Source organism: Shewanella sp. S23-S33, from assembly GCF_043359565.1.
Lineage (GTDB): Bacteria > Pseudomonadota > Gammaproteobacteria > Enterobacterales > Shewanellaceae > Shewanella > Shewanella oncorhynchi.
Map to the genome: position 1 here is coordinate 58,941 of NZ_JBHFFD010000066.1, position 18,423 is coordinate 77,363.

At 44.2% G+C, this 18,423-nt stretch carries 14 protein-coding genes and 2 tRNA genes; 9 read left to right on the top strand and 7 right to left on the bottom strand.

Annotated elements, in window-relative coordinates; genetic code table 11:
• Positions 1 to 223 precede the first annotated feature (223 nt).
• Complete coding sequence (locus ACHA99_RS18215) at positions 224 to 3,655, top strand: LamG-like jellyroll fold domain-containing protein (RefSeq protein WP_393944269.1); 3,432 nt, start codon at positions 224 to 226, stop codon at positions 3,653 to 3,655.
• A 164-nt stretch (positions 3,656 to 3,819) separates the two neighbouring features.
• Positions 3,820 to 4,791 (top strand): SMP-30/gluconolactonase/LRE family protein, encoded by a 972-nt coding sequence (locus ACHA99_RS18220; RefSeq protein ID WP_393944271.1) that lies wholly within the window; start codon positions 3,820 to 3,822, stop codon positions 4,789 to 4,791.
• A gap of 555 nt (positions 4,792 to 5,346) precedes the next feature.
• Here the strand turns inward: ACHA99_RS18220 and ACHA99_RS18225 are convergent.
• The 3 genes from ACHA99_RS18225 to ACHA99_RS18235 all read right to left on the bottom strand — a co-directional run bounded on the left by ACHA99_RS18225 (position 5,347) and on the right by ACHA99_RS18235 (position 7,168).
• Positions 5,347 to 5,423 (bottom strand) — tRNA-Val (locus ACHA99_RS18225).
• 38 nt (positions 5,424 to 5,461) lie between these two features.
• Positions 5,462 to 5,538, bottom strand: a tRNA-Val gene (locus ACHA99_RS18230).
• Positions 5,539 to 5,788: 250 nt separating this feature from the next.
• Positions 5,789 to 7,168 carry an MATE family efflux transporter gene (locus ACHA99_RS18235; RefSeq protein WP_028759932.1) on the bottom strand — a complete coding sequence of 460 codons (1,380 nt, stop codon included), beginning with the start codon at positions 7,166 to 7,168 and terminating at the stop codon, positions 5,789 to 5,791.
• A gap of 33 nt (positions 7,169 to 7,201) precedes the next feature.
• Between ACHA99_RS18235 and ACHA99_RS18240 the strand changes: the two genes are divergently transcribed.
• Positions 7,202 to 7,825, top strand: coding sequence for a riboflavin synthase (locus ACHA99_RS18240; protein WP_028759933.1), 624 nt, complete (start codon positions 7,202 to 7,204; stop codon positions 7,823 to 7,825).
• Positions 7,826 to 7,859: 34 nt separating this feature from the next.
• On the opposite strand, the gene ACHA99_RS18245 is transcribed toward ACHA99_RS18240, so the two are convergent.
• Entirely contained in the window at positions 7,860 to 8,060 is a 201-nt protein-coding gene (locus ACHA99_RS18245) for a CPXCG motif-containing cysteine-rich protein (protein ID WP_028759934.1), read from the bottom strand.
• Between the two features lie 241 nt (positions 8,061 to 8,301).
• Entirely contained in the window at positions 8,302 to 8,535 is a 234-nt protein-coding gene (locus ACHA99_RS18250) for a hypothetical protein (protein ID WP_113940463.1), read from the bottom strand.
• Positions 8,536 to 8,825: 290 nt separating this feature from the next.
• On the opposite strand from ACHA99_RS18250, the gene thrS reads away from it, so the two are divergent.
• The 4 genes from thrS (at position 8,826) to rplT (ending at position 11,952) form a co-directional block, all read left to right on the top strand.
• Positions 8,826 to 10,754: a threonine--tRNA ligase gene (gene thrS, locus ACHA99_RS18255; protein WP_028759936.1), complete on the top strand. Its 1,929-nt coding sequence runs from the start codon at positions 8,826 to 8,828 to the stop codon at positions 10,752 to 10,754.
• Between the two features lie 3 nt (positions 10,755 to 10,757).
• The gene (gene infC, locus ACHA99_RS18260; protein WP_012089240.1) at positions 10,758 to 11,300 is read left to right on the top strand and encodes a translation initiation factor IF-3; all 543 of its coding nucleotides are present in this window, start codon (positions 10,758 to 10,760) and stop codon (positions 11,298 to 11,300) included.
• Between the two features lie 84 nt (positions 11,301 to 11,384).
• Positions 11,385 to 11,579, top strand: coding sequence for a 50S ribosomal protein L35 (rpmI, locus tag ACHA99_RS18265; RefSeq protein WP_006081653.1), 195 nt, complete (start codon positions 11,385 to 11,387; stop codon positions 11,577 to 11,579).
• Positions 11,580 to 11,595: 16 nt separating this feature from the next.
• On the top strand, positions 11,596 to 11,952 hold the full coding sequence (gene rplT, locus ACHA99_RS18270; protein ID WP_006081652.1) for a 50S ribosomal protein L20: 357 nt from the start codon (positions 11,596 to 11,598) through the stop codon (positions 11,950 to 11,952).
• A gap of 265 nt (positions 11,953 to 12,217) precedes the next feature.
• Here the strand turns inward: rplT and trxB are convergent, their stop codons facing one another.
• Together trxB and ald are read right to left on the bottom strand one after the other, a co-directional pair.
• Positions 12,218 to 13,171: a thioredoxin-disulfide reductase gene (trxB, locus tag ACHA99_RS18275; protein WP_007647644.1), complete on the bottom strand. Its 954-nt coding sequence runs from the start codon at positions 13,169 to 13,171 to the stop codon at positions 12,218 to 12,220.
• 321 nt (positions 13,172 to 13,492) lie between these two features.
• Complete coding sequence (gene ald / locus ACHA99_RS18280) at positions 13,493 to 14,608, bottom strand: alanine dehydrogenase (RefSeq protein WP_028759938.1); 1,116 nt, start codon at positions 14,606 to 14,608, stop codon at positions 13,493 to 13,495.
• 179 nt (positions 14,609 to 14,787) lie between these two features.
• Here ald and lrp point away from each other — a divergent pair, with 179 nt between their 5' ends.
• Complete coding sequence (gene lrp, locus ACHA99_RS18285; protein ID WP_006081649.1) at positions 14,788 to 15,294, top strand: leucine-responsive transcriptional regulator Lrp; 507 nt, start codon at positions 14,788 to 14,790, stop codon at positions 15,292 to 15,294.
• A 342-nt stretch (positions 15,295 to 15,636) separates the two neighbouring features.
• Positions 15,637 to 18,402, top strand: coding sequence for a DNA translocase FtsK 4TM domain-containing protein (locus ACHA99_RS18290; protein ID WP_393944277.1), 2,766 nt, complete (start codon positions 15,637 to 15,639; stop codon positions 18,400 to 18,402).
• Positions 18,403 to 18,423: the final 21 nt, after the last annotated feature.

The window sequence follows — 18,423 nt, forward strand, 5'->3', positions numbered from 1 at the left end:
TAATGATGCTATTGTATGACTAATAACCTGTCAACACCTAATTTGTCAGTTTCTTGTTAAAAGATATCTTTGCTGTTTACAAATATACTATTGTATGATGAATTGTGGTTGTCGTGATCATCTCCCATAGGGCATGGGTTAAAAGTGATCAACCTAAAAACATAGAACTCTTTAAAAGCATTTTAAAATTAAGTACATAAATATTAATGGGGGAGATGACTATATGAAATTGAGTAAATTGATGCTTGCTATGACGGGGCTCATCGTTCTTGGGGGATGTGGCGGCGATGGGGATTCTGGTTCATTACCTCCCAATATGGTTCCAGAGAACCAACAATTACCGGATCCGACAATCAAGCAGGAAATGTTAGATTTTAATGATCTTGCAGTGCATGATCCGTCAATCATTAAAGCTGACGATACCTATTACGTTTTTGGTTCACATTTAGCTGCGGCTAAATCAACGGATCTGATGAACTGGCAATATTTGACTCGTATTGAGCCAGTACTTGATGCCAATGGCGAACCGGTTCTCGATGATGATAATAATCCTGTCACCATCACACGCATTGCAAATGCACCCACAGATCAAAATCCATTATTTAATACAGTTTCGAGCGAAATGGCGGCCGCTTTTAAATGGACTGGCGATAAAGTTCAAGGTTCGTGGGCGCCGGATGTTATCAAGCTTAAAGATGGAAAGTATTATTTCTATTACGATTTTTGTAATAATCCAGATGACCCTGTCTATCCAACACCTGTCTGTAATGCCCCACGATCTTTTATCGGCGTTGCCGTAGCTGACGCGATAGAAGGCCCATATGTCGATAAAGGTGTATTTTTGCGCTCAGGCTTAACGGCAGATGAGATTACTCAAGGTTTAGGACCTGATGGTGTAACCGCCTATAACGGTGGCACTATGCCAAATACCATTGACCCCGCTGTTTTCTATGACAAAGATGGACAACTGTGGATGACCTATGGATCTTACTTCGGTGGGATCTGGATCTTAAAAATAGATGAGACCACAGCAAAACCATTCCCGAATCAAGGCTATGGTAAGCGGCTAACCGGTGGTGAGTTTGCGGCTAATGAAGGCTCATATATTCTCTATAGCCCTGATGCTAACTATTACTATTTATTTACATCTATTGGTGGCTTTGCGGCCAATGGTGGTTATAACATTCGTGTCTCCCGCTCAGAAAATCCTGACGGCCCTTATGTCGATGCCAGTGGTTATGACATGACTCAAGTTTATAAAAATCCTGAAGAACATGGCAATAAGATACTCGGTGGTTTCGAATTTGTTGCAGAGAAAGGCGATACGGGAAGCACTCAGGGTTATTTATCACCAGGCCATAACTCAGCCTATTTTGATAAAAATACAGGTAAATATTTCCTCGTTACCCATACTCGTTTCCCTAACCGCGATGAGCAACACTCTGTACGTGTTCATGAGATGTTTATCAATGCAGATGGTTGGTTAGTGGTATCACCACATCGTTATGCGCCAATTGACGGTGATAATGTTGTCGATGCACTCGATCTCGTCGGTGACTATCGCTTTATTAATTTTGAAAAAGATACCAACACTTCACCAAAGACATCCGTTTACCTCACACTGACCGAGAGTCGTCTTGTGAAAGGGGAAGTCACGGGTAAATATCGTTTATACGATAACGAACCGAACAGAATCACGTTAACCCTTGATAATTTGGGTACATTCGAAGGTACTCTCGCATGGCAGTGGGATGAGACCCTCGCTAAATTGGTACCCACTTTCAGCGCATTGTCAAATGAGGGCGTCTCAGTTTGGGGCTCAAAACTGCTCGATAAGACCTCAGAACAACTATTAACCGACATAGGCAACAGCATAGATGTTGTCAGTGAAGCGACGGATGGTGTGATTGCGCTACCAACGCGCGGTACACGCGGTGCGACAATAGAGTGGACATCAAGCGATGCTACTGTAATTCACCCCGACGGCACTGTGGTTCGCCCCAATGTAGGGGAAGGTGACAAGGTAGTAACTTTGACCGCCACTATTATGATTAACGGTAAAAAAGTCTCGAAGACGTATCAAGTGACTGTGTTTGCGAGAAAAACCTATAACCGTATCGCGCAGTACAGTTTCGAGAACAACCTGACAGACTCATTAGGGCTGTTTGCAGCTGGTCAACCTACAGGCGATAGAATATTTAAACCTTCTGATTCAGTTAGTTATAGCATGGGACTTGAAGGGGAAGCACTGGCACTCGATGGCACCCACGGCGTGTTACTGCCTACAGGGATCATTTCAAGCTATGAGTACACTGTCTCATTCTGGGCCAATCCGACAGTCATCACTGGGTTTTCAACGGCATTTTTTGGTGCAGTCAATGAGGAAACCGCAGCCGATGGCGGTAAGTTCTCTAACACTTGGATCAGCATGCTGCCCCAAGGCTGGGATGGCAATACCATGTTTTGGAGTAACGGCAGTGCCTGGTTTGATGGTGTTACCGGTGAGCGCATACCTGAAAATACTTGGTCACATGTCGCGTTTTCGGTGAGCAATGGGCTGGTACGTGTCTTTATCAACGGTGTTGAAAAATTCAGTCGCGGCAATCTCAGCGATTATTTCAGCGGCCAACAGGGCGTCTTTGGGCTTGGGGTTAACTACTGGGATCTACCCTATAACGGTTTGATTGATGAACTTAAGGTATATGAAGCGGCATTGACTGCAGGTGAAGTCAAAGCTTTGGATATTGATAAATTACCAGACAGCGAATTACTAGCATCTGCAGTGGATATCCTCGATTTAGGCGATTTATCCTCAGTACGTGAAGATTTGCATTTACCTGTCACGGGTCCTTATGCGGCAGCAATAACTTGGGTATCTTCAGATCCGACTATCATTAATACCACTGGCGGCGTGACTCAACCAGGTCGTGAGGAAATCGATAAAGTGGTGACCTTGACGGCAACCATAAAGCTGGGACAAGCCACTCAAACCAAAGTGTTCACAGCAAATGTGAAGTCAATGGCGCCACCAACACCTGTAGCTGTCTATAGCTTTGAAGATAACCTAACGGACAGCACTGCTCACTTTGGTGCTGGCACTGTGGTGGGTAACTTAATTGGTACAACTGGTGGAGCCATTGCTTACGCTGATGGTGCTGTGGGCAAAGCGGCAGTATTTGACGGAAAATCGGGTATTGAACTGCCAAACAACCTGATCAAAGACAATAGCTATTCAATCTCTTTGTGGCTGAATCCTAAAGTCTTGAACAAATACACCAGTGCGCTCTTTAGTTATGCCAGTGCTTCAAGCTGGACCAGCGTATTACCTGGCGGACAAAACGACTATGAACAAGCGGTATTATGGTCTGGTGAAGCTTGGTATGACGGTAGAACTGGCTTTACTATGCCAAAAGAGACTTGGTCACACATGGTGTACACGGTTAATGGTGGGGATGTGAAGGTCTACATCAATGGTAACTTACTGTTTACTGGCGCCAACTTCCCGAACGTTTTCTCTGTACCCACCACAAAATTTGCGGTCGGCGTTAACTTCTGGGATACACCTTTCACCGGTTCGATCGATGAAATCAAGTTCTATGATGAAGCGATATCCGAGCAAGACGTGCAAGATCTGTTTGGCGAATCCAATCAATAGGCATAAGCAACACCCAAGCTATTGACGTTCATCACGAAAGCATCCGAAAGGGTGCTTTTTTATTTACAGTATTTACACAGTCCTTACTTCTCATTCTGTTTAGTAGCATTGCTATATACGTTTATTTGTTGAAAGATAATACCTCACCCCAAATGAGTGATTTTATGAACAATATTGTTGGTGTTGGCAAATTACTGATGACCATTCCCGTAGGTAATATTCTAGGGGAAAGCGTGCTTTGGGATGATAAAACCCAATCCATTTGGTGGACTGATATTGAAGCTGCTGAGATACTCAATTACTCAATTACGACTCAAAGTCTTCGAACTATTGCCATGCCGTATCGAGTCGGTTCATTTGGTCTAACGCAAAATGCAGAACAACTGATTGTCGCGTTTGACCGTGGTATAGCTTTATACCATTTAAAAACTAGAGAAGTACAATGGCTTGCTACGCCAGAATCACACCTAACAAATAATAGATTTAACGACGGCCGAGTCGACAGGCAAGGGCGCTTCTGGGCCGGCACTATGGTTGAAACTGTGGTCGAAAATGGTCCTTATCCAAGCAATGATGCAGCACTTTACTGCATAGATCATCAAGGCCAATGCTTAAAAGTGTGCGAGAACATCAGTATTTCAAATGGGCTCTGCTGGAGTTCTGATGGGCTAACTATGTACCATGCAGACTCACCAACACATGAAATATTTCAATATGACTTTGATCCAAACACAGCATCAGTCAGCAATAAGCGTTCATTTGTCACAACAGAGCAAATGATTTTCCCTGATGGTTCTGAAGTCGATGGTGCTGGATATATTTGGAACGCTCAATGGGGGGGCGGCCAAGTGGTGCGTTATCGTCCTAACGGCCAAGTCGATCTTACACTGACATTACCCGTCACCAACCCAACCAGTATTGCCATAGGTGGGCCAAACATGGACTGGCTCATCATCACCAGCGCAAAGCATTCTTTAAGTACTGAACAATTATCAAATGAGTCCCAAGCAGGTGATGTATTTATTTATCAGCTAGTCGGCATAAAGGGACTGAACAGTCCATTAGCGAAATTTACAAAAATAATGAGCAATTATCAGTCCCTAAACACATTTAGTCACTTCCTAGGCGAAGAGTAGATGGGCTACCAATATCTCAACCAACAAACCACTAAAACCACTTTTTGTACAGCGTGTAAAGTTTAAGTGCCTTGCGCTAATGTAAGAGTCCGTTGTATAAATACCTGTAGTGATGATACAAGCTGTTGTATCTCGGCGTAAAATATTCAAATCGATTGAACTAAAACACTTAAGACTCGTTTCTACGGAGGCGACTATTATCTTTACGGCTATTACAATCAACAGCGGTGTGCCTATCTTGGTAGTGGTCAGTGTCAAAAACATAAAAAGCATCTTGTGCCAACATGTTTGGCACAAAACGGGCACAAATTTAGAAAAATGGCTAATTGGGGGGTAACAGTGATAGATGTGGGTTAAGCAATCGAGGCATAGTTAGGCAGATCAGAGGGGGCAGGGTGTGTTTGAATATTTCTGCAAAACACCTAGTTTAGGCACGAAAATTTTTTATTTGTCACAAATATAAACAGAGCGTCTTAAGGTAAGACAATATTAAATTGAGGTTTTAAAGGGAGTTAAAGGGAGTTAAAGGGAGTTAAAGGGAGTTAAAGTAAGAAATGGTACACCCGAGTGGACTCGAACCACCGACCCCTACCATGTCAAGGTAGTGCTCTAACCAACTGAGCTACGGGTGCACTGTTTGAATTTCACTTTTTATACTCTGTGAAGAGAGTGGTACACCCGAGTGGACTCGAACCACCGACCCCTACCATGTCAAGGTAGTGCTCTAACCAACTGAGCTACGGGTGCATTGCAAAATTTAACAAGCTATTCAAAAGCGTTGCGCCTTGGAACGAGCGCTATATTAGGGGCATAGCGCAGGGCTGGCAAGCAAAAAAAACAAATTTGTCGTCAAATGGTGAATTGCTGTGCAACTTGCCCAGTGTTTCAACAACGCCGCTGATAAAACCGCAATTTCTTATTCGTTTTACTTCAGAGAATGCATCGAAATCAAACTGATAAACCAAAAGGCGAGCACTGTCGCTCGCCATTAATGCAATCAATGGTGAACACTGTCACCTTCAATAAGGCTCAAATGCACGCCATGCTTTTGGATGTAACGCAGACGAATGAAAAATAACAGCGCTGCTGAGGTCAAGCCCGCAATCAATCCTGCCCAGAATCCATGGGCGCCCATCGCGGGAACGATATGGTCCGTATAAGCTAAGGTATAACCGAGTGACATACCAATCCCCCAGTAGGAAAACAGCGTGATATAAAAGGCGCTGCGTGTATCTTTATAACCGCGAAGAGCACCCGCTGCGACCACTTGAACTGAATCAGATAATTGATACAGGGCTGCCATCAACATCAAGCTGCCGGCTAAGGCAACCACTTCAGGATCACCATTATAAAGTTTCGCAATTTGGAATCTAAATAATACGGTCAAGACCGCTGTCGTTAGAGCAAGGGATAGTGCCAGCCATAAGCCCACTTTAGTGACCACAGCGGAAATATCGGCGCGATCACGGCCTAAGTAATAACCAATCCGAATCGATACCGCGATACCGATAGATAACGGCAGCATAAATACGATGGCAGAAAAGTTGAGCGCAATCTGGTGACTTGCGACCACTGTTGCGCCAAGTGGCGCGAGTAATAGCGCTATGATGGCAAATAAACTCACTTCAAAAAACAGCGCCATTGCTATCGGCATGCCGAGTTTGGTCATTTTCTTCATAGTTTCAAAATCTGGGCGATGAAATTTACTGAAGGGAGCTAAAGCCGCGAATTTTTTATGTAACTGCATGTAAATGGTCATGGCAACTAGCATGGCCCAGAATACGAGAGCAGTGGCGATACCACAGCCTGCGCCGCCCATGGCCGGTACGCCAAAGTGTCCATAAATAAAAATATAGTTAGCGGGGATATTTACGGCTAGACCGACAAAACCAATGACCATGGTCGGTAAGGTATAGGATATACCTTCACTGCAGCCACGTAGCACTTGATAAAGCACAAATGCGGGTGCGCCCCATAAAATACCGTCGAGATATCCTATGGTTAAGCGGTATAATTCGGGTTCTAAATCCATATGGCTAAGCACAAAGGGCGCAGATGCGAGGAAAACCATCACGCCAATGCCGCCAATGATGGCAAGATAGGCACCTTGAAAGGCCAAAGGTTGGATGGCTTTTTGATTATTCGCGCCATTGTAGTGGGCAAATAAAGGCGTAAAAGCCATCAGCAAACCTTGGACGAACAGAATAGCGGGTAACCAAAGGCTAGTGCCGACCGCAACAGCGGCCATATCAACCGCGCTAACACGGCCCGCCATAACGGTATCAATAAAGCCCATCATGGTCTGAGTGACCTGAGCTATTAGCACCGGCAGCGCCAATTGGATTAAACGTTTGGCTTGATAGCCTGAATGATTCATAAATACAGCCTTTAACGATTAAGCGAGCAGAAAATGTTTACAGGTATAGTTCAAGCCACCTGCGAGGTGGTTGCAATACATAAGAAAGATGGCCTAAATACCCTTGAGGTAGCGTTCGAACCTGATTTGCATGAGGGACTTGCGATTGGTGCAAGTGTGGCAAATAACGGGGTATGTCTTACTGTGACTCAGGTCGTTGATGATAGGGTATTTTTCGACGTAGTGGAAGAGACCTTGCGACTGACGAATCTGGCTAATTTGTCTATAGGTCAAAGCGTTAATGTTGAGCGTTCGTTAACTTTTGGTAGTGAAATTGGTGGGCACATTCTCTCTGGCCATATCCATACTAAGGCCAAAGTCATCGATATTAGCCATACAGAACAGCATTATGATCTGACACTGGGCATTGAGCCTAAATGGATGGATTACATTTTTTATAAAGGTTTTGTTGGCGTTAATGGCTGTAGTTTAACGGTTGGCGAGGTGAGTGACTCCGGTTTTAAGTTGCACTTAATTCCTGAAACCCTAAAACTGACCAATTTAAGTCAGTATAAAGTGGGTGATGAACTCAATATTGAGATCGACAGCCAAACACAAATTATCGTCGACACAGTCGAGCGCGTGCTGGCCAGGCGTTTTAACGAACAAGCACGTTAGTTTAGTGACATCGCAGCGTGTAGTGCAATCTCGTTTAATAGATTTGCTCGTCGTCTGAATCGATATACAGCTCAACCGTTCGTCTCGATTCATCGATGTGTAAGCGTAAGTGAATCGGATTACAACAAATTCGGCAGTCATCGTAATAATCTTGGTCTCCACAGCTGGCATCGATACTGATATCTTGATGGTGCCCGCAGTGGGGACAAGCAATAACTTTGTTCATGACTCTCATGGTGCAACTCCTTATCGCCAATAGAGCGAATCGCTCTGCTCAATCAACGCATCTCACACTTCGTACGCTTATATTGTCTGCGCTTTGTCGATATTCGAAACCTGAGTGCGCTTTATGTGCTTCCTATTTGAGTATACAGCAGAGTGCAGTGCACTGACTTAGATGAAGTCGGTCTCAAAACGCAGCATGATAGACCTTCTGGTTAAATATTTTCTTGTTGGATCATTATCTCTTCTAAAAACTAGTCCTTTGCCGTCACTAACCCCTCCATTTCATTGCTGTGTAACACGCCATCGCGGGCATTTTGGGTAATATCCAGCGTTAAACGCTGCATCTGTTGCTCAAGTTCACTTTTAATATCAACGAGTAACACTTGAGTATCAATCAAAGATTTGCTTGTGATTTTCACCTGCGGCTCAGGTAAAGCGGTTGCAGTGTGCGTGAGTGTTACAGCCAGTAGAATGCAGTTCAACATATCAACTCCCTTGTCATGTTTTCAGTGATGCCCAATAACTGGCGCTAGAATAGGGGAGTTAGATGACCAAGAAGTTACCAAGACACTGCAAAATCATGAATTTGCTTTTTGTTTCCAATCCCAATTCTGGTCAATATGCTTGCGCCTTTTAGCTACAATCCCTTAGAATAAACGCCCTGCTACGCAAGGCGGCTAAGACTCCTGTACTGTCTTAACCTAGCGAGCATTTCTCTTACATTAACTAAAACCAAGTGGCCCTACGTGTGGGTCACCACTGGAAAGGACATTTCATGCCTGTAATTACACTTCCCGATGGTAGCAAACGCGAGTTTGCCCATGCTGTATCGACCCTCGATGTTGCCGCTGATATTGGCCCTGGTTTAGCGAAAGCTTGTATCGCTGGCCGCGTTAATGGCGAATTAAAAGATGCTTGCGATCTCATTGAAACCGATGCTGAGCTATCAATCATTACCGCCAAAGACGAAGAAGGTGTTGAAATTCTTCGCCATTCTTGCGCGCATTTATTAGGTCACGCGATTAAGCAAATGTGGCCAGAAACCAAGATGGCGATTGGTCCTGTTATCGATAATGGCTTCTACTATGATATCGACCTTGAGCACAAGTTGACTCAAGATGACATCGACGCCTTAGAAAAGCGCATGCTTCAACTGGCAAAAACCAACTATGACGTAGTAAAACGTGTCGTTAGCTGGCAAGAAGCCCGTGATACATTCGCTGCGCGCGGTGAAGATTATAAGATTGCCATTCTGGATGAGAACATCAGCAAAGACGCGACGCCTGCGCTATATCATCACGAAGAATACACTGACATGTGTCGTGGACCGCACGTACCTAACATGCGTTTCTGCCAACATTTTAAATTAATGAGCATTGCCGGCGCTTATTGGCGTGGCAACTCAGAAAACAAGATGTTGCAACGTATCTATGGTACCGCTTGGGCCGACAAAAAAGCCCTGAGTACGCACTTAACCCGTCTTGAAGAAGCGGCTAAGCGTGACCACCGTAAAATCGGTAAGCAGCTCGACTTGTATCACATGCAAGAAGAAGCACCGGGTATGGTGTTTTGGCATAACGACGGTTGGAGCATCTTCCTCGAATTAGAAAGATTCATTCGCCGTAAGCTAAACCAATACACTTACCAAGAAGTAAAAGGCCCATTAATGATGGACCGCGTGTTGTGGGAACGTTCTGGTCACTGGGATAAATACTCAGAAGCCATGTTCACGACCAGCAGCGAAAACCGCGAATACGCCATCAAACCAATGAACTGCCCAGGCCACGTGCAGATCTTCAACCAAGGGTTGAAATCTTACCGTGATCTGCCATTGCGTATGGCTGAATTTGGTTGCTGTCACCGTAATGAACCTTCAGGCTCGTTACACGGATTAATGCGTGTACGTGGCTTTACGCAAGATGACGCCCATATTTTCTGTACTGACAGCCAAGTTCAAGAGGAAGTGAGTGCCTGTATCCAGATGGTTTACGATACTTACGCGACCTTCGGCTTTGAAAATATCGTAGTAAAACTGTCGACTCGCCCAGAGAAACGTATCGGTGACGATGCGATGTGGGACAGAGCGGAAGAAGCACTTAAGCAAGCTCTGCGTGCCAATAATATTGAATTCACTATTTTGCCAGGCGAAGGCGCGTTCTACGGACCAAAAATCGAATTTACTTTACACGATTGTTTGGACCGAGCGTGGCAATGTGGTACTGTGCAGCTCGATTATGCGTTGCCAAGCCGTCTTGGTGCAACTTACGTTGCCGAAGATAACAGCCGTCAGACCCCAGTGATGATCCATCGTGCTATTTTAGGCTCTTTGGAACGATTCTTGGGTATCTTGATAGAAGAATATGCAGGACGTTTCCCAACTTGGTTAGCCCCAATGCAAGTTGTCGTGATGAATATCACTGATAAACAGGCTGATTATGTTGAAGAAGTCGTAAAATTCTTCAAAGAACAAGGTATTCGAGCGTCTTTTGACTTGAGGAATGAGAAAATAGGCTTTAAAATACGCGAGCACACCTTAAGGCGTGTCCCTTATTTGTTGGTCGTTGGCGATCAAGAAATGGAAAATAAGGAAGTAGCGGTGCGTACCCGTGATGGTATCGATTTAGGTAAGATGCGACTTGAAGATTTCGCCACTAAAATCCATCAACAGATTTCGCTCCGTAGTCTCAAATTGTTGGAGGAATAGGTCATAAAGATCAAAAAAACAGCAGGGCGTCAGCCGGCCCCTAATAGAATCAATGAAGAAATCACAGGTGTACCAGAAGTACGCTTAACAGGCATTGATGGTGAAGCTATTGGTGTGGTAAGCATCAGAGATGCTCAGAATTTGGCAGATGAAGCAGGTGTAGACCTAGTAGAAATCAGCCCAAATGCTGAACCTCCAGTATGTCGCATTATGGACTACGGTAAGTTCCTTTTTGATAAGGCTAAGTCAGCCAAGGAACAAAAGAAGAAGCAAAAGCAGGTTCAGGTCAAGGAAATTAAATTCCGTCCTGGAACTGACGAAAACGACTATCAGGTAAAACTACGCAACCTGATACGTTTTCTGGAAGACGGGGACAAAGCGAAGATTACGCTGCGTTTCCGAGGTCGCGAAATGGCACACCAAAACCTGGGTATGGATCTATTGAACCGTATCAAGGCTGATTTGGACGAGTATGCGGTTGTTGAATCTTTCCCGAAAATGGAAGGCCGACAAGCAATTATGGTGCTAGCGCCTAAAAAGAAATAAGTAGGGCAAAACTTAAAGTAGCAAAGGTCTATGGCCTTTGCTCGCCTTGCTTTTTATTAAACATCCCAATGCGGAGTTTTAGAAATGCCTAAAATGAAAACAGATAAGGGTGTAGCGAAGCGTTTTAAGAAAACCGCTAATGGTTTCAAGCGCAAGCAAGCACACTTACGTCACATTTTGACGAAAAAAAGCACTAAACGTAAACGTCACTTACGTGCCAAATGTTTAGTATCAAAAGCTGACGTTCCAGCAATCGCGCGTCAATTACCTTACGCTTAATTTAGGAGATTAGAAAATGCCAAGAGTTAAGCGTGGTGTAACCGCTCGTGCTCGTCACAAGAAAGTTTTAAAACTAGCTAAAGGTTATTATGGCGCTCGTAGCCGTACTTACCGTGTTGCTGTTCAAGCAGTAACTAAAGCTGGTCAATATGCTTACCGTGACCGTCGTCAGAAAAAACGTCAATTCCGTCAACTTTGGATTGCACGTATTAATGCTGCCGCTCGTCAAAATGGTCTGTCTTACAGCCGTTTCATCAACGGTCTGAAAAAGGCGTCTATCGAAATCGATCGTAAGATTTTGGCTGACATTGCTGTATTCGATAAAGTTGTATTTGCAACTTTAGTTGAAAAAGCAAAAGAAGCGTTAAACTAAGAAATTAGTTTGTTGCTGTAGAGAAGGGACCATTTGGTCCCTTTTTTTGTGCGCCATTTTTGGCTTAACGAAATGATTTTACTTACCTAAGAACTTATATAAGTACTATCTAAGTAGTGCGGAATTAATAATCGCAAAGGAAAGAAATGTGCGTGCGTGAACAATATTAATTGGCACAGCCTGCAAAAATCTTGCTATTACTTAACGATTTTGACCTAAAAAAATAGCAGGCTAAGCCTGCTATTCGTTGAAAAATCGAGTCTAATTATTTTTTAGCGTCTAAATAACGCTCTGCATCGAGTGCGGCCATACAGCCTGTACCGGCAGAAGTAATGGCTTGACGATAATGTTGGTCCATCACATCACCACAGGCATAAACACCTTCGATACTGGTTTGCGTGGCGTTACCTTGCAAGCCACTCTGAACTTTTAAATAACCGTGGTTCATTTCCAACTGGCCTTCAAAAATACCGGTATTAGGGCTGTGACCAATAGCGACGAACACGCCAGCAACGGCTAAGTCAGTTATCGAGCCATCTTTAGTGCTCTTCATCTTTAGACCTGTCACACCCATGGCATCACCAACCACTTCATCCATGGTTTGATCTAAGTGAAGGATGATGTTGCCATTAGCGACTTTATCCATCAGACGGTCGATCAAGATTTTTTCTGAGCGGAAGGTGTCACGGCGATGGATGAGGTGAACTTCAGCAGCAATATTGCTTAAATATAATGCTTCTTCAACGGCGGTATTGCCGCCACCGATCACAGCGACTTTTTGATTGCGATAGAAGAAGCCATCACAGGTTGCACAGGCTGATACACCGCGACCTTTGAAAGCTTCTTCTGACTCTAACCCTAAGTAACGGGCAGAAGCGCCAGTTGCGATGATCAGCGCATCACAGGTGTACTCGCCGTTATCGCCTTTCAGACGGAAAGGGCGCTCGGTAAGGGTTACTTCGTTGATATGATCGAACAAGATTTCAGTATCGAACTTTTCAGCATGCTTCTGCATACGTTCCATCAAGGCCGGACCTGTTAAGTCGTCCGCATCGCCTGGCCAGTTTTCAACTTCAGTCGTCGTGGTTAATTGACCACCTTGTTGCATACCTGTGATCATCACAGGTTTTAAATTCGCACGCGCAGCATAAACGGCTGCGGTATATCCTGCTGGGCCTGAACCCAAAATCAATAAGTTACAATGTCTGACCTGGCTCATTTTTATCTCCGTGCCTTTAGCAAATTGCAAGGATTGTAGGGAATTTACCTGTGGGGGTAAAGTGTTGGAGGGCGATTCTTTTAGATTGCACTAATCGAGTCCATCCGTTTTGGTATGGAGAGTGTCAGTTTTACTTTACTGTGAATAAATAGCTTAAGTGTGAACCACGAAATGAGCTTGTATAAATATGATGGTGTGATCGTAATGGAGCGTATTTCTACCCAATAAAAAAATCGGCCTCAATTGTATCGAGACCGATTTGAATTCCATACTAAGTAAAGCCAGCTTAAATCCACATAAAAAGTTAAGTTAATTAAAAACTTATACTAATAGTGTCGCAGGAGATGTGAACGCTAAGTTTAGGGCGTGAGCCACTTCCTTACACACCACTTTACCGTGCATGACGTTTAAGCCATTAAGAAAATGCTTGTCTTGCAACAGCGCTTCTTTATAGCCTAAATTTGCTAACTTGAGAATGTACGGTAAGGTTGCATTATTAAGCGCAAATGTTGAAGTACGAGCGACCGCACCAGGCATATTTGCAACACAGTAATGCACAACATCATCAACGATATAGGTCGGATCTTGGTGAGTAGTGGCATGTGAAGTTTCAACACAACCGCCTTGATCGATCGCCACGTCAACGATAGCGCTGCCAGGCTTCATACGTGAAATCATGCTACGAGTAACCAATTTTGGCGCCGCAGCACCAGGAATTAGTACACCACCGATCACAAGATCGGCCTCAATAACATGACGTTCAATTGCATCCGCAGTTGAGTAAATGGCTTTTACAGCAGAACCGAATTGCACATTTAAACGACGTAGAGCATCAATACTGCGATCAAGCACAACAACATCAGCACCCATACCAACTGCCACTTGTGCTGCATTAGTACCAACCATACCGCCGCCGATAATGACGACTTTAGCAGGCTCAACCCCCGGTACGCCGCCCAATAACATACCGCGGCCACCAGAAGATTTCTCTAATGCCATAGCGCCAGCTTGGATTGACATACGACCAGCGACTTCAGACATAGGGGCAAGCAAAGGCAGGCCACCACGATCGTCTGTCACAGTTTCGTAAGCGATACATACGGCACCACTTTTGATTAAATCTTCAGTTTGCGGTAAATCTGGAGCAAGATGCAGATAAGTAAATAAAATCTGATCGTGACGCAACATAGCGCGTTCAACTGCTTGAGGCTCTTTTACTTTTACAATCATCTGCGCTTTAGCAAAAACTTCAGCAGCAGTCGCTAAAATTGTGGCGCCAGCATCAATATAATCTTGATCTGAAAAACCAATACCTATGCCTGCATTTGTTTCAACAAAAACGTCGTGACCTTTGATCGCCAACTCGCGAACACTAGAAGGAACCATACCGACACGATATTCGTGGTTTTTAATTTCCTTGGGAACACCAATAATCATCTTTGAGCCTCAATTGCCTGAAATCCCACTTTTAATGGGCATAATTGTTATTTTATCGTGACCTGAACGTGATTAATTCAGGGATATCTAGTATAGTATCGGCGACGCAGTTTATGCTGCTGAACTTTCGGCATACGTAGAATAAAATGTTGTTTTAGTGATAAAGCAAGGTTAAATAAATGGCATATAATAAAAAGAGTCCTGTAAAAGACTTGGATCGCATCGATCGCAACATTCTTAATGAACTACAACTTGATGGCCGCATTTCAAATGTGGAATTGTCAAAAAGAGTCGGACTAAGTCCTACTCCGTGTTTAGAAAGAGTAAAACGTCTCGAAAAGCAAGGTTACATCAATGGTTATACCGCATTGGTGAATCCTCATTTCTTGGGTGCATCCCTACTGGTATTCGTGGAAATCACATTAAGCCGTGATACTCCCGAAGTGTTTGATAAGTTTAACCGTGCAGTGCAACTACTCGATGATATTCAAGAATGTCATTTAGTTTCAGGCGATTTTGACTACTTACTGAAAACTCGTGTTTCAGATATGTCGGCTTATCGTCGCTTGTTAGGTGAAACTTTATTGAAATTACCTTCTGTTTCCGACACGCGTACTTATGTTGTGATGGAAGAAGTTAAGCACACCAGTCGTGTAGCGATAAATCATCTACTCTCAGATATCTAAATTACCCTGATTGTTTGGTTTTACAATAAGGGGCTTAGGCCCCTTATTTATCAGTAACGTCGATATATCCATCTCATTTAACACTTATTGCTATTAGCCTTGTATTGCCCTTAAGTTTGCTAACTTAGGGGCTTCTTTTTGTGGCATTTTTAAACAAATTTGTTAACGGAAGTGTTTGTGTAATAACTCATTCCTTCCCAAAAGCACACTAAAACACCTCAATAGACCAAATTTTGCCAATCATGACCAATTCTGTATAGAAAAACAGGCTAATGTGCTCCACATTTAGTGGGATTCTGGTATCGTTAGCCCACCTGTTTTCACTTTTATGGATTACGTCGTTTGTCTCAAGGAAATAGTGTACGCACGCTCACTGGCCTGCAACGTCTGCTGGAAGGCGGACTCATCATTTGTTGTGTTCTCGCCACTTATATTTTGCTCGCATTGACGAGTTTTAGTCCGTCTGATCCTGGTTGGAGTCAGTCGCATTTTCAAGGCGATATTAAAAACTGGACCGGAGCAGTAGGGGCTTGGATTGCCGATATTCTGTTATATTTCTTCGGCGTTACGGCTTATATCATGCCAATCATTGTCGCATCGACAGGTTGGTTATTGTTCAAACGTGCCCATCATTTACTTGAAATTGATTACTTTTCAGTGGCCCTGAGATTGATTGGATTTTTACTGATCATTCTAGGATTTTCTGCTTTGGCGAGCATGAATGCCAACAACATCTACGAGTTTTCGGCAGGCGGAGTGGCGGGTGATGTGATCGGTCAAGCCATGTTGCCGTATTTTAATAAACTCGGCACTACCTTATTACTGCTGTGTTTCTTGGGCTCAGGCTTTACGCTGTTGACTGGGATTAGCTGGCTGACTGTGGTCGAGAAAATCGGCTTAGTCTCTATTTGGATTTATAAAAAGTTAAAATTATTGCCGCAAGCGATGAAGCGTGAGCATGAAACCGAGGATACCCGTGGTTTTATGTCCGTGGTGGATAAGTTTAAACAGCGCCGTGAATCCCAATATGTGCTAGAAAAGCCCCCCATAGTTGAAAAGCCTAAGGTGCGTGAGCGTCATATTGGTCGTAGAGCTGAGATAACCCCAACGCTATATGCTGCCACTGATGATATGGTCATTGAACCAGAAGGTATTATTACTGAAACTGAGAATAATTCGTCGCCAAAAAACAAACTATCGGCGCTTGCAAAAATTCTAAGCTTGAATGGCAGTAAAAGTAAGAGTGCACAACGGGTTGAGCCACAAATCGATAATGATGATTTGGCCGCCCATGGCAATTTTGAAGCACCACCTTGGTTAGCTGAACCTCAGCATTCAAATGCCGATGAGCTGAACAGTGCCGATTTTAATTCGCATTCATTCGATCATGATGACAATGAGCCTGTGTTTAGCAGTCAAGCATTTACAGAAGATGAAGACGATGAAAGTCTAGGTTTTAGCGATGATGACGTCATTGATTTTGATACTAAAGTGTCAACAGGTGCAGTGAATCAAGCGCAGCGTAATAAGCAAGATCAAAAAGCTAAAATTGTCGATGGCATTGTGGTATTGCCAGGACAAGAAGACAAACCCGCACCGAAAAAACCGATGGATCCTCTGCCGAGTATTAACTTGCTCGACATACCTGACCGTAAGAAGAATCCGATCAGCCCAGAGGAATTGGATCAAGTCGCCCGCCTTGTTGAGCTTAAATTGGCCGATTTCAACATCATCGCCAATGTAGTGGGTGTGTATCCAGGTCCTGTGATCACACGCTTTGAATTAGAATTAGCGCCGGGCGTTAAAGCGTCAAAAATCTCTAATCTATCAAAGGATTTAGCTCGTTCATTACTGGCTGAAAGTGTGCGCGTGGTTGAAGTTATTCCGGGTAAGGCTTATGTCGGACTCGAATTGCCCAATAAATTCCGCGAAACCGTGTTTATGCGCGATGTGTTAGATTGTGCCGCCTTTACTGAGAGTAAATCCAACTTAACGATGGTGTTAGGCCAAGATATTGCTGGTGACCCCGTTGTTGTTGATCTTGGTAAAATGCCACATTTATTGGTAGCCGGTACTACAGGCTCTGGTAAGTCTGTGGGTGTAAACGTGATGATCACCAGCTTACTGTATAAGTCTGGCCCAGAAGATGTACGCTTTATCATGATCGACCCCAAAATGTTGGAATTGTCTGTCTATGAAGGTATTCCGCATTTGCTATGTGAAGTCGTGACCGACATGAAAGAAGCTGCCAATGCGCTGCGTTGGTGTGTCGGTGAGATGGAACGTCGCTACAAGCTGATGTCTATGATGGGCGTACGTAACATCAAGGGCTATAACGCTAAAATTGCCGAGGCGAAGGCCAATGGCGAAGTGATTTTAGATCCTATGTGGAAGTCTTCTGACAGCATGGAGCCAGAAGCGCCTGCGTTAGATAAGCTGCCATCGATTGTTGTCGTGGTCGATGAATTTGCTGACATGATGATGATTGTTGGTAAAAAAGTTGAAGAGTTGATTGCCCGTATTGCCCAAAAAGCGCGTGCAGCTGGCATACATTTAATTCTTGCAACCCAAAGACCGTCAGTGGATGTGATCACAGGTTTGATTAAGGCCAACATTCCCACACGTATGGCGTTCCAAGTGTCATCTCGTATCGATTCGCGCACCATTTTAGACCAGCAGGGTGCTGAAACCTTGCTTGGTATGGGTGACATGTTATTTTTGCCACCGGGTACCGCGGTACCGAATCGTGTTCATGGTGCGTTCGTTGATGATCATGAAGTTCACCGTGTCGTTGCCGACTGGTGCGCCCGTGGCAAACCGCAATATATCGAAGAAATCCTCAACGGTGCCAGTGATGGTGAACAAGTATTATTGCCTGGTGAAACCGCTGAATCAGACGAAGAATACGATCCGTTATACGATGAAGCAGTTGCCTTTGTGACTGAAACTCGTCGCGGCTCGATTTCAAGCGTACAGCGTAAATTTAAGATTGGTTATAACCGTGCAGCACGCATTATTGAACAGATGGAAGCACAAGGTATTGTTTCTGCTCAAGGCCACAACGGTAACCGTGAAGTCTTAGCGCCGCCAGCACCAAAACATTATTAAGCCGCGCTAAGGCGTAGCTTT

Excerpts from the sequence above, each read along its gene's own strand:
- ACHA99_RS18215 (WP_393944269.1), top strand. The coding sequence starts at position 224 with ATGAAATTGAGTAAATTGATGCTTGCTATGACGGGGCTCATCGTTCTT.
- ACHA99_RS18220 (WP_393944271.1), top strand. The coding sequence starts at position 3,820 with ATGAACAATATTGTTGGTGTTGGCAAATTACTGATGACCATTCCCGTA.
- ACHA99_RS18235 (WP_028759932.1), bottom strand. The coding sequence starts at position 7,168 with ATGAATCATTCAGGCTATCAAGCCAAACGTTTAATCCAATTGGCGCTG.
- ACHA99_RS18240 (WP_028759933.1), top strand. The coding sequence starts at position 7,202 with ATGTTTACAGGTATAGTTCAAGCCACCTGCGAGGTGGTTGCAATACAT.
- ACHA99_RS18245 (WP_028759934.1), bottom strand. The coding sequence starts at position 8,060 with ATGAGAGTCATGAACAAAGTTATTGCTTGTCCCCACTGCGGGCACCAT.
- ACHA99_RS18250 (WP_113940463.1), bottom strand. The coding sequence starts at position 8,535 with ATGTTGAACTGCATTCTACTGGCTGTAACACTCACGCACACTGCAACC.
- thrS (WP_028759936.1), top strand. The coding sequence starts at position 8,826 with ATGCCTGTAATTACACTTCCCGATGGTAGCAAACGCGAGTTTGCCCAT.
- rpmI (WP_006081653.1), top strand. The coding sequence starts at position 11,385 with ATGCCTAAAATGAAAACAGATAAGGGTGTAGCGAAGCGTTTTAAGAAA.
- rplT (WP_006081652.1), top strand. The coding sequence starts at position 11,596 with ATGCCAAGAGTTAAGCGTGGTGTAACCGCTCGTGCTCGTCACAAGAAA.
- trxB (WP_007647644.1), bottom strand. The coding sequence starts at position 13,171 with ATGAGCCAGGTCAGACATTGTAACTTATTGATTTTGGGTTCAGGCCCA.
- ald (WP_028759938.1), bottom strand. The coding sequence starts at position 14,608 with ATGATTATTGGTGTTCCCAAGGAAATTAAAAACCACGAATATCGTGTC.
- lrp (WP_006081649.1), top strand. The coding sequence starts at position 14,788 with ATGGCATATAATAAAAAGAGTCCTGTAAAAGACTTGGATCGCATCGAT.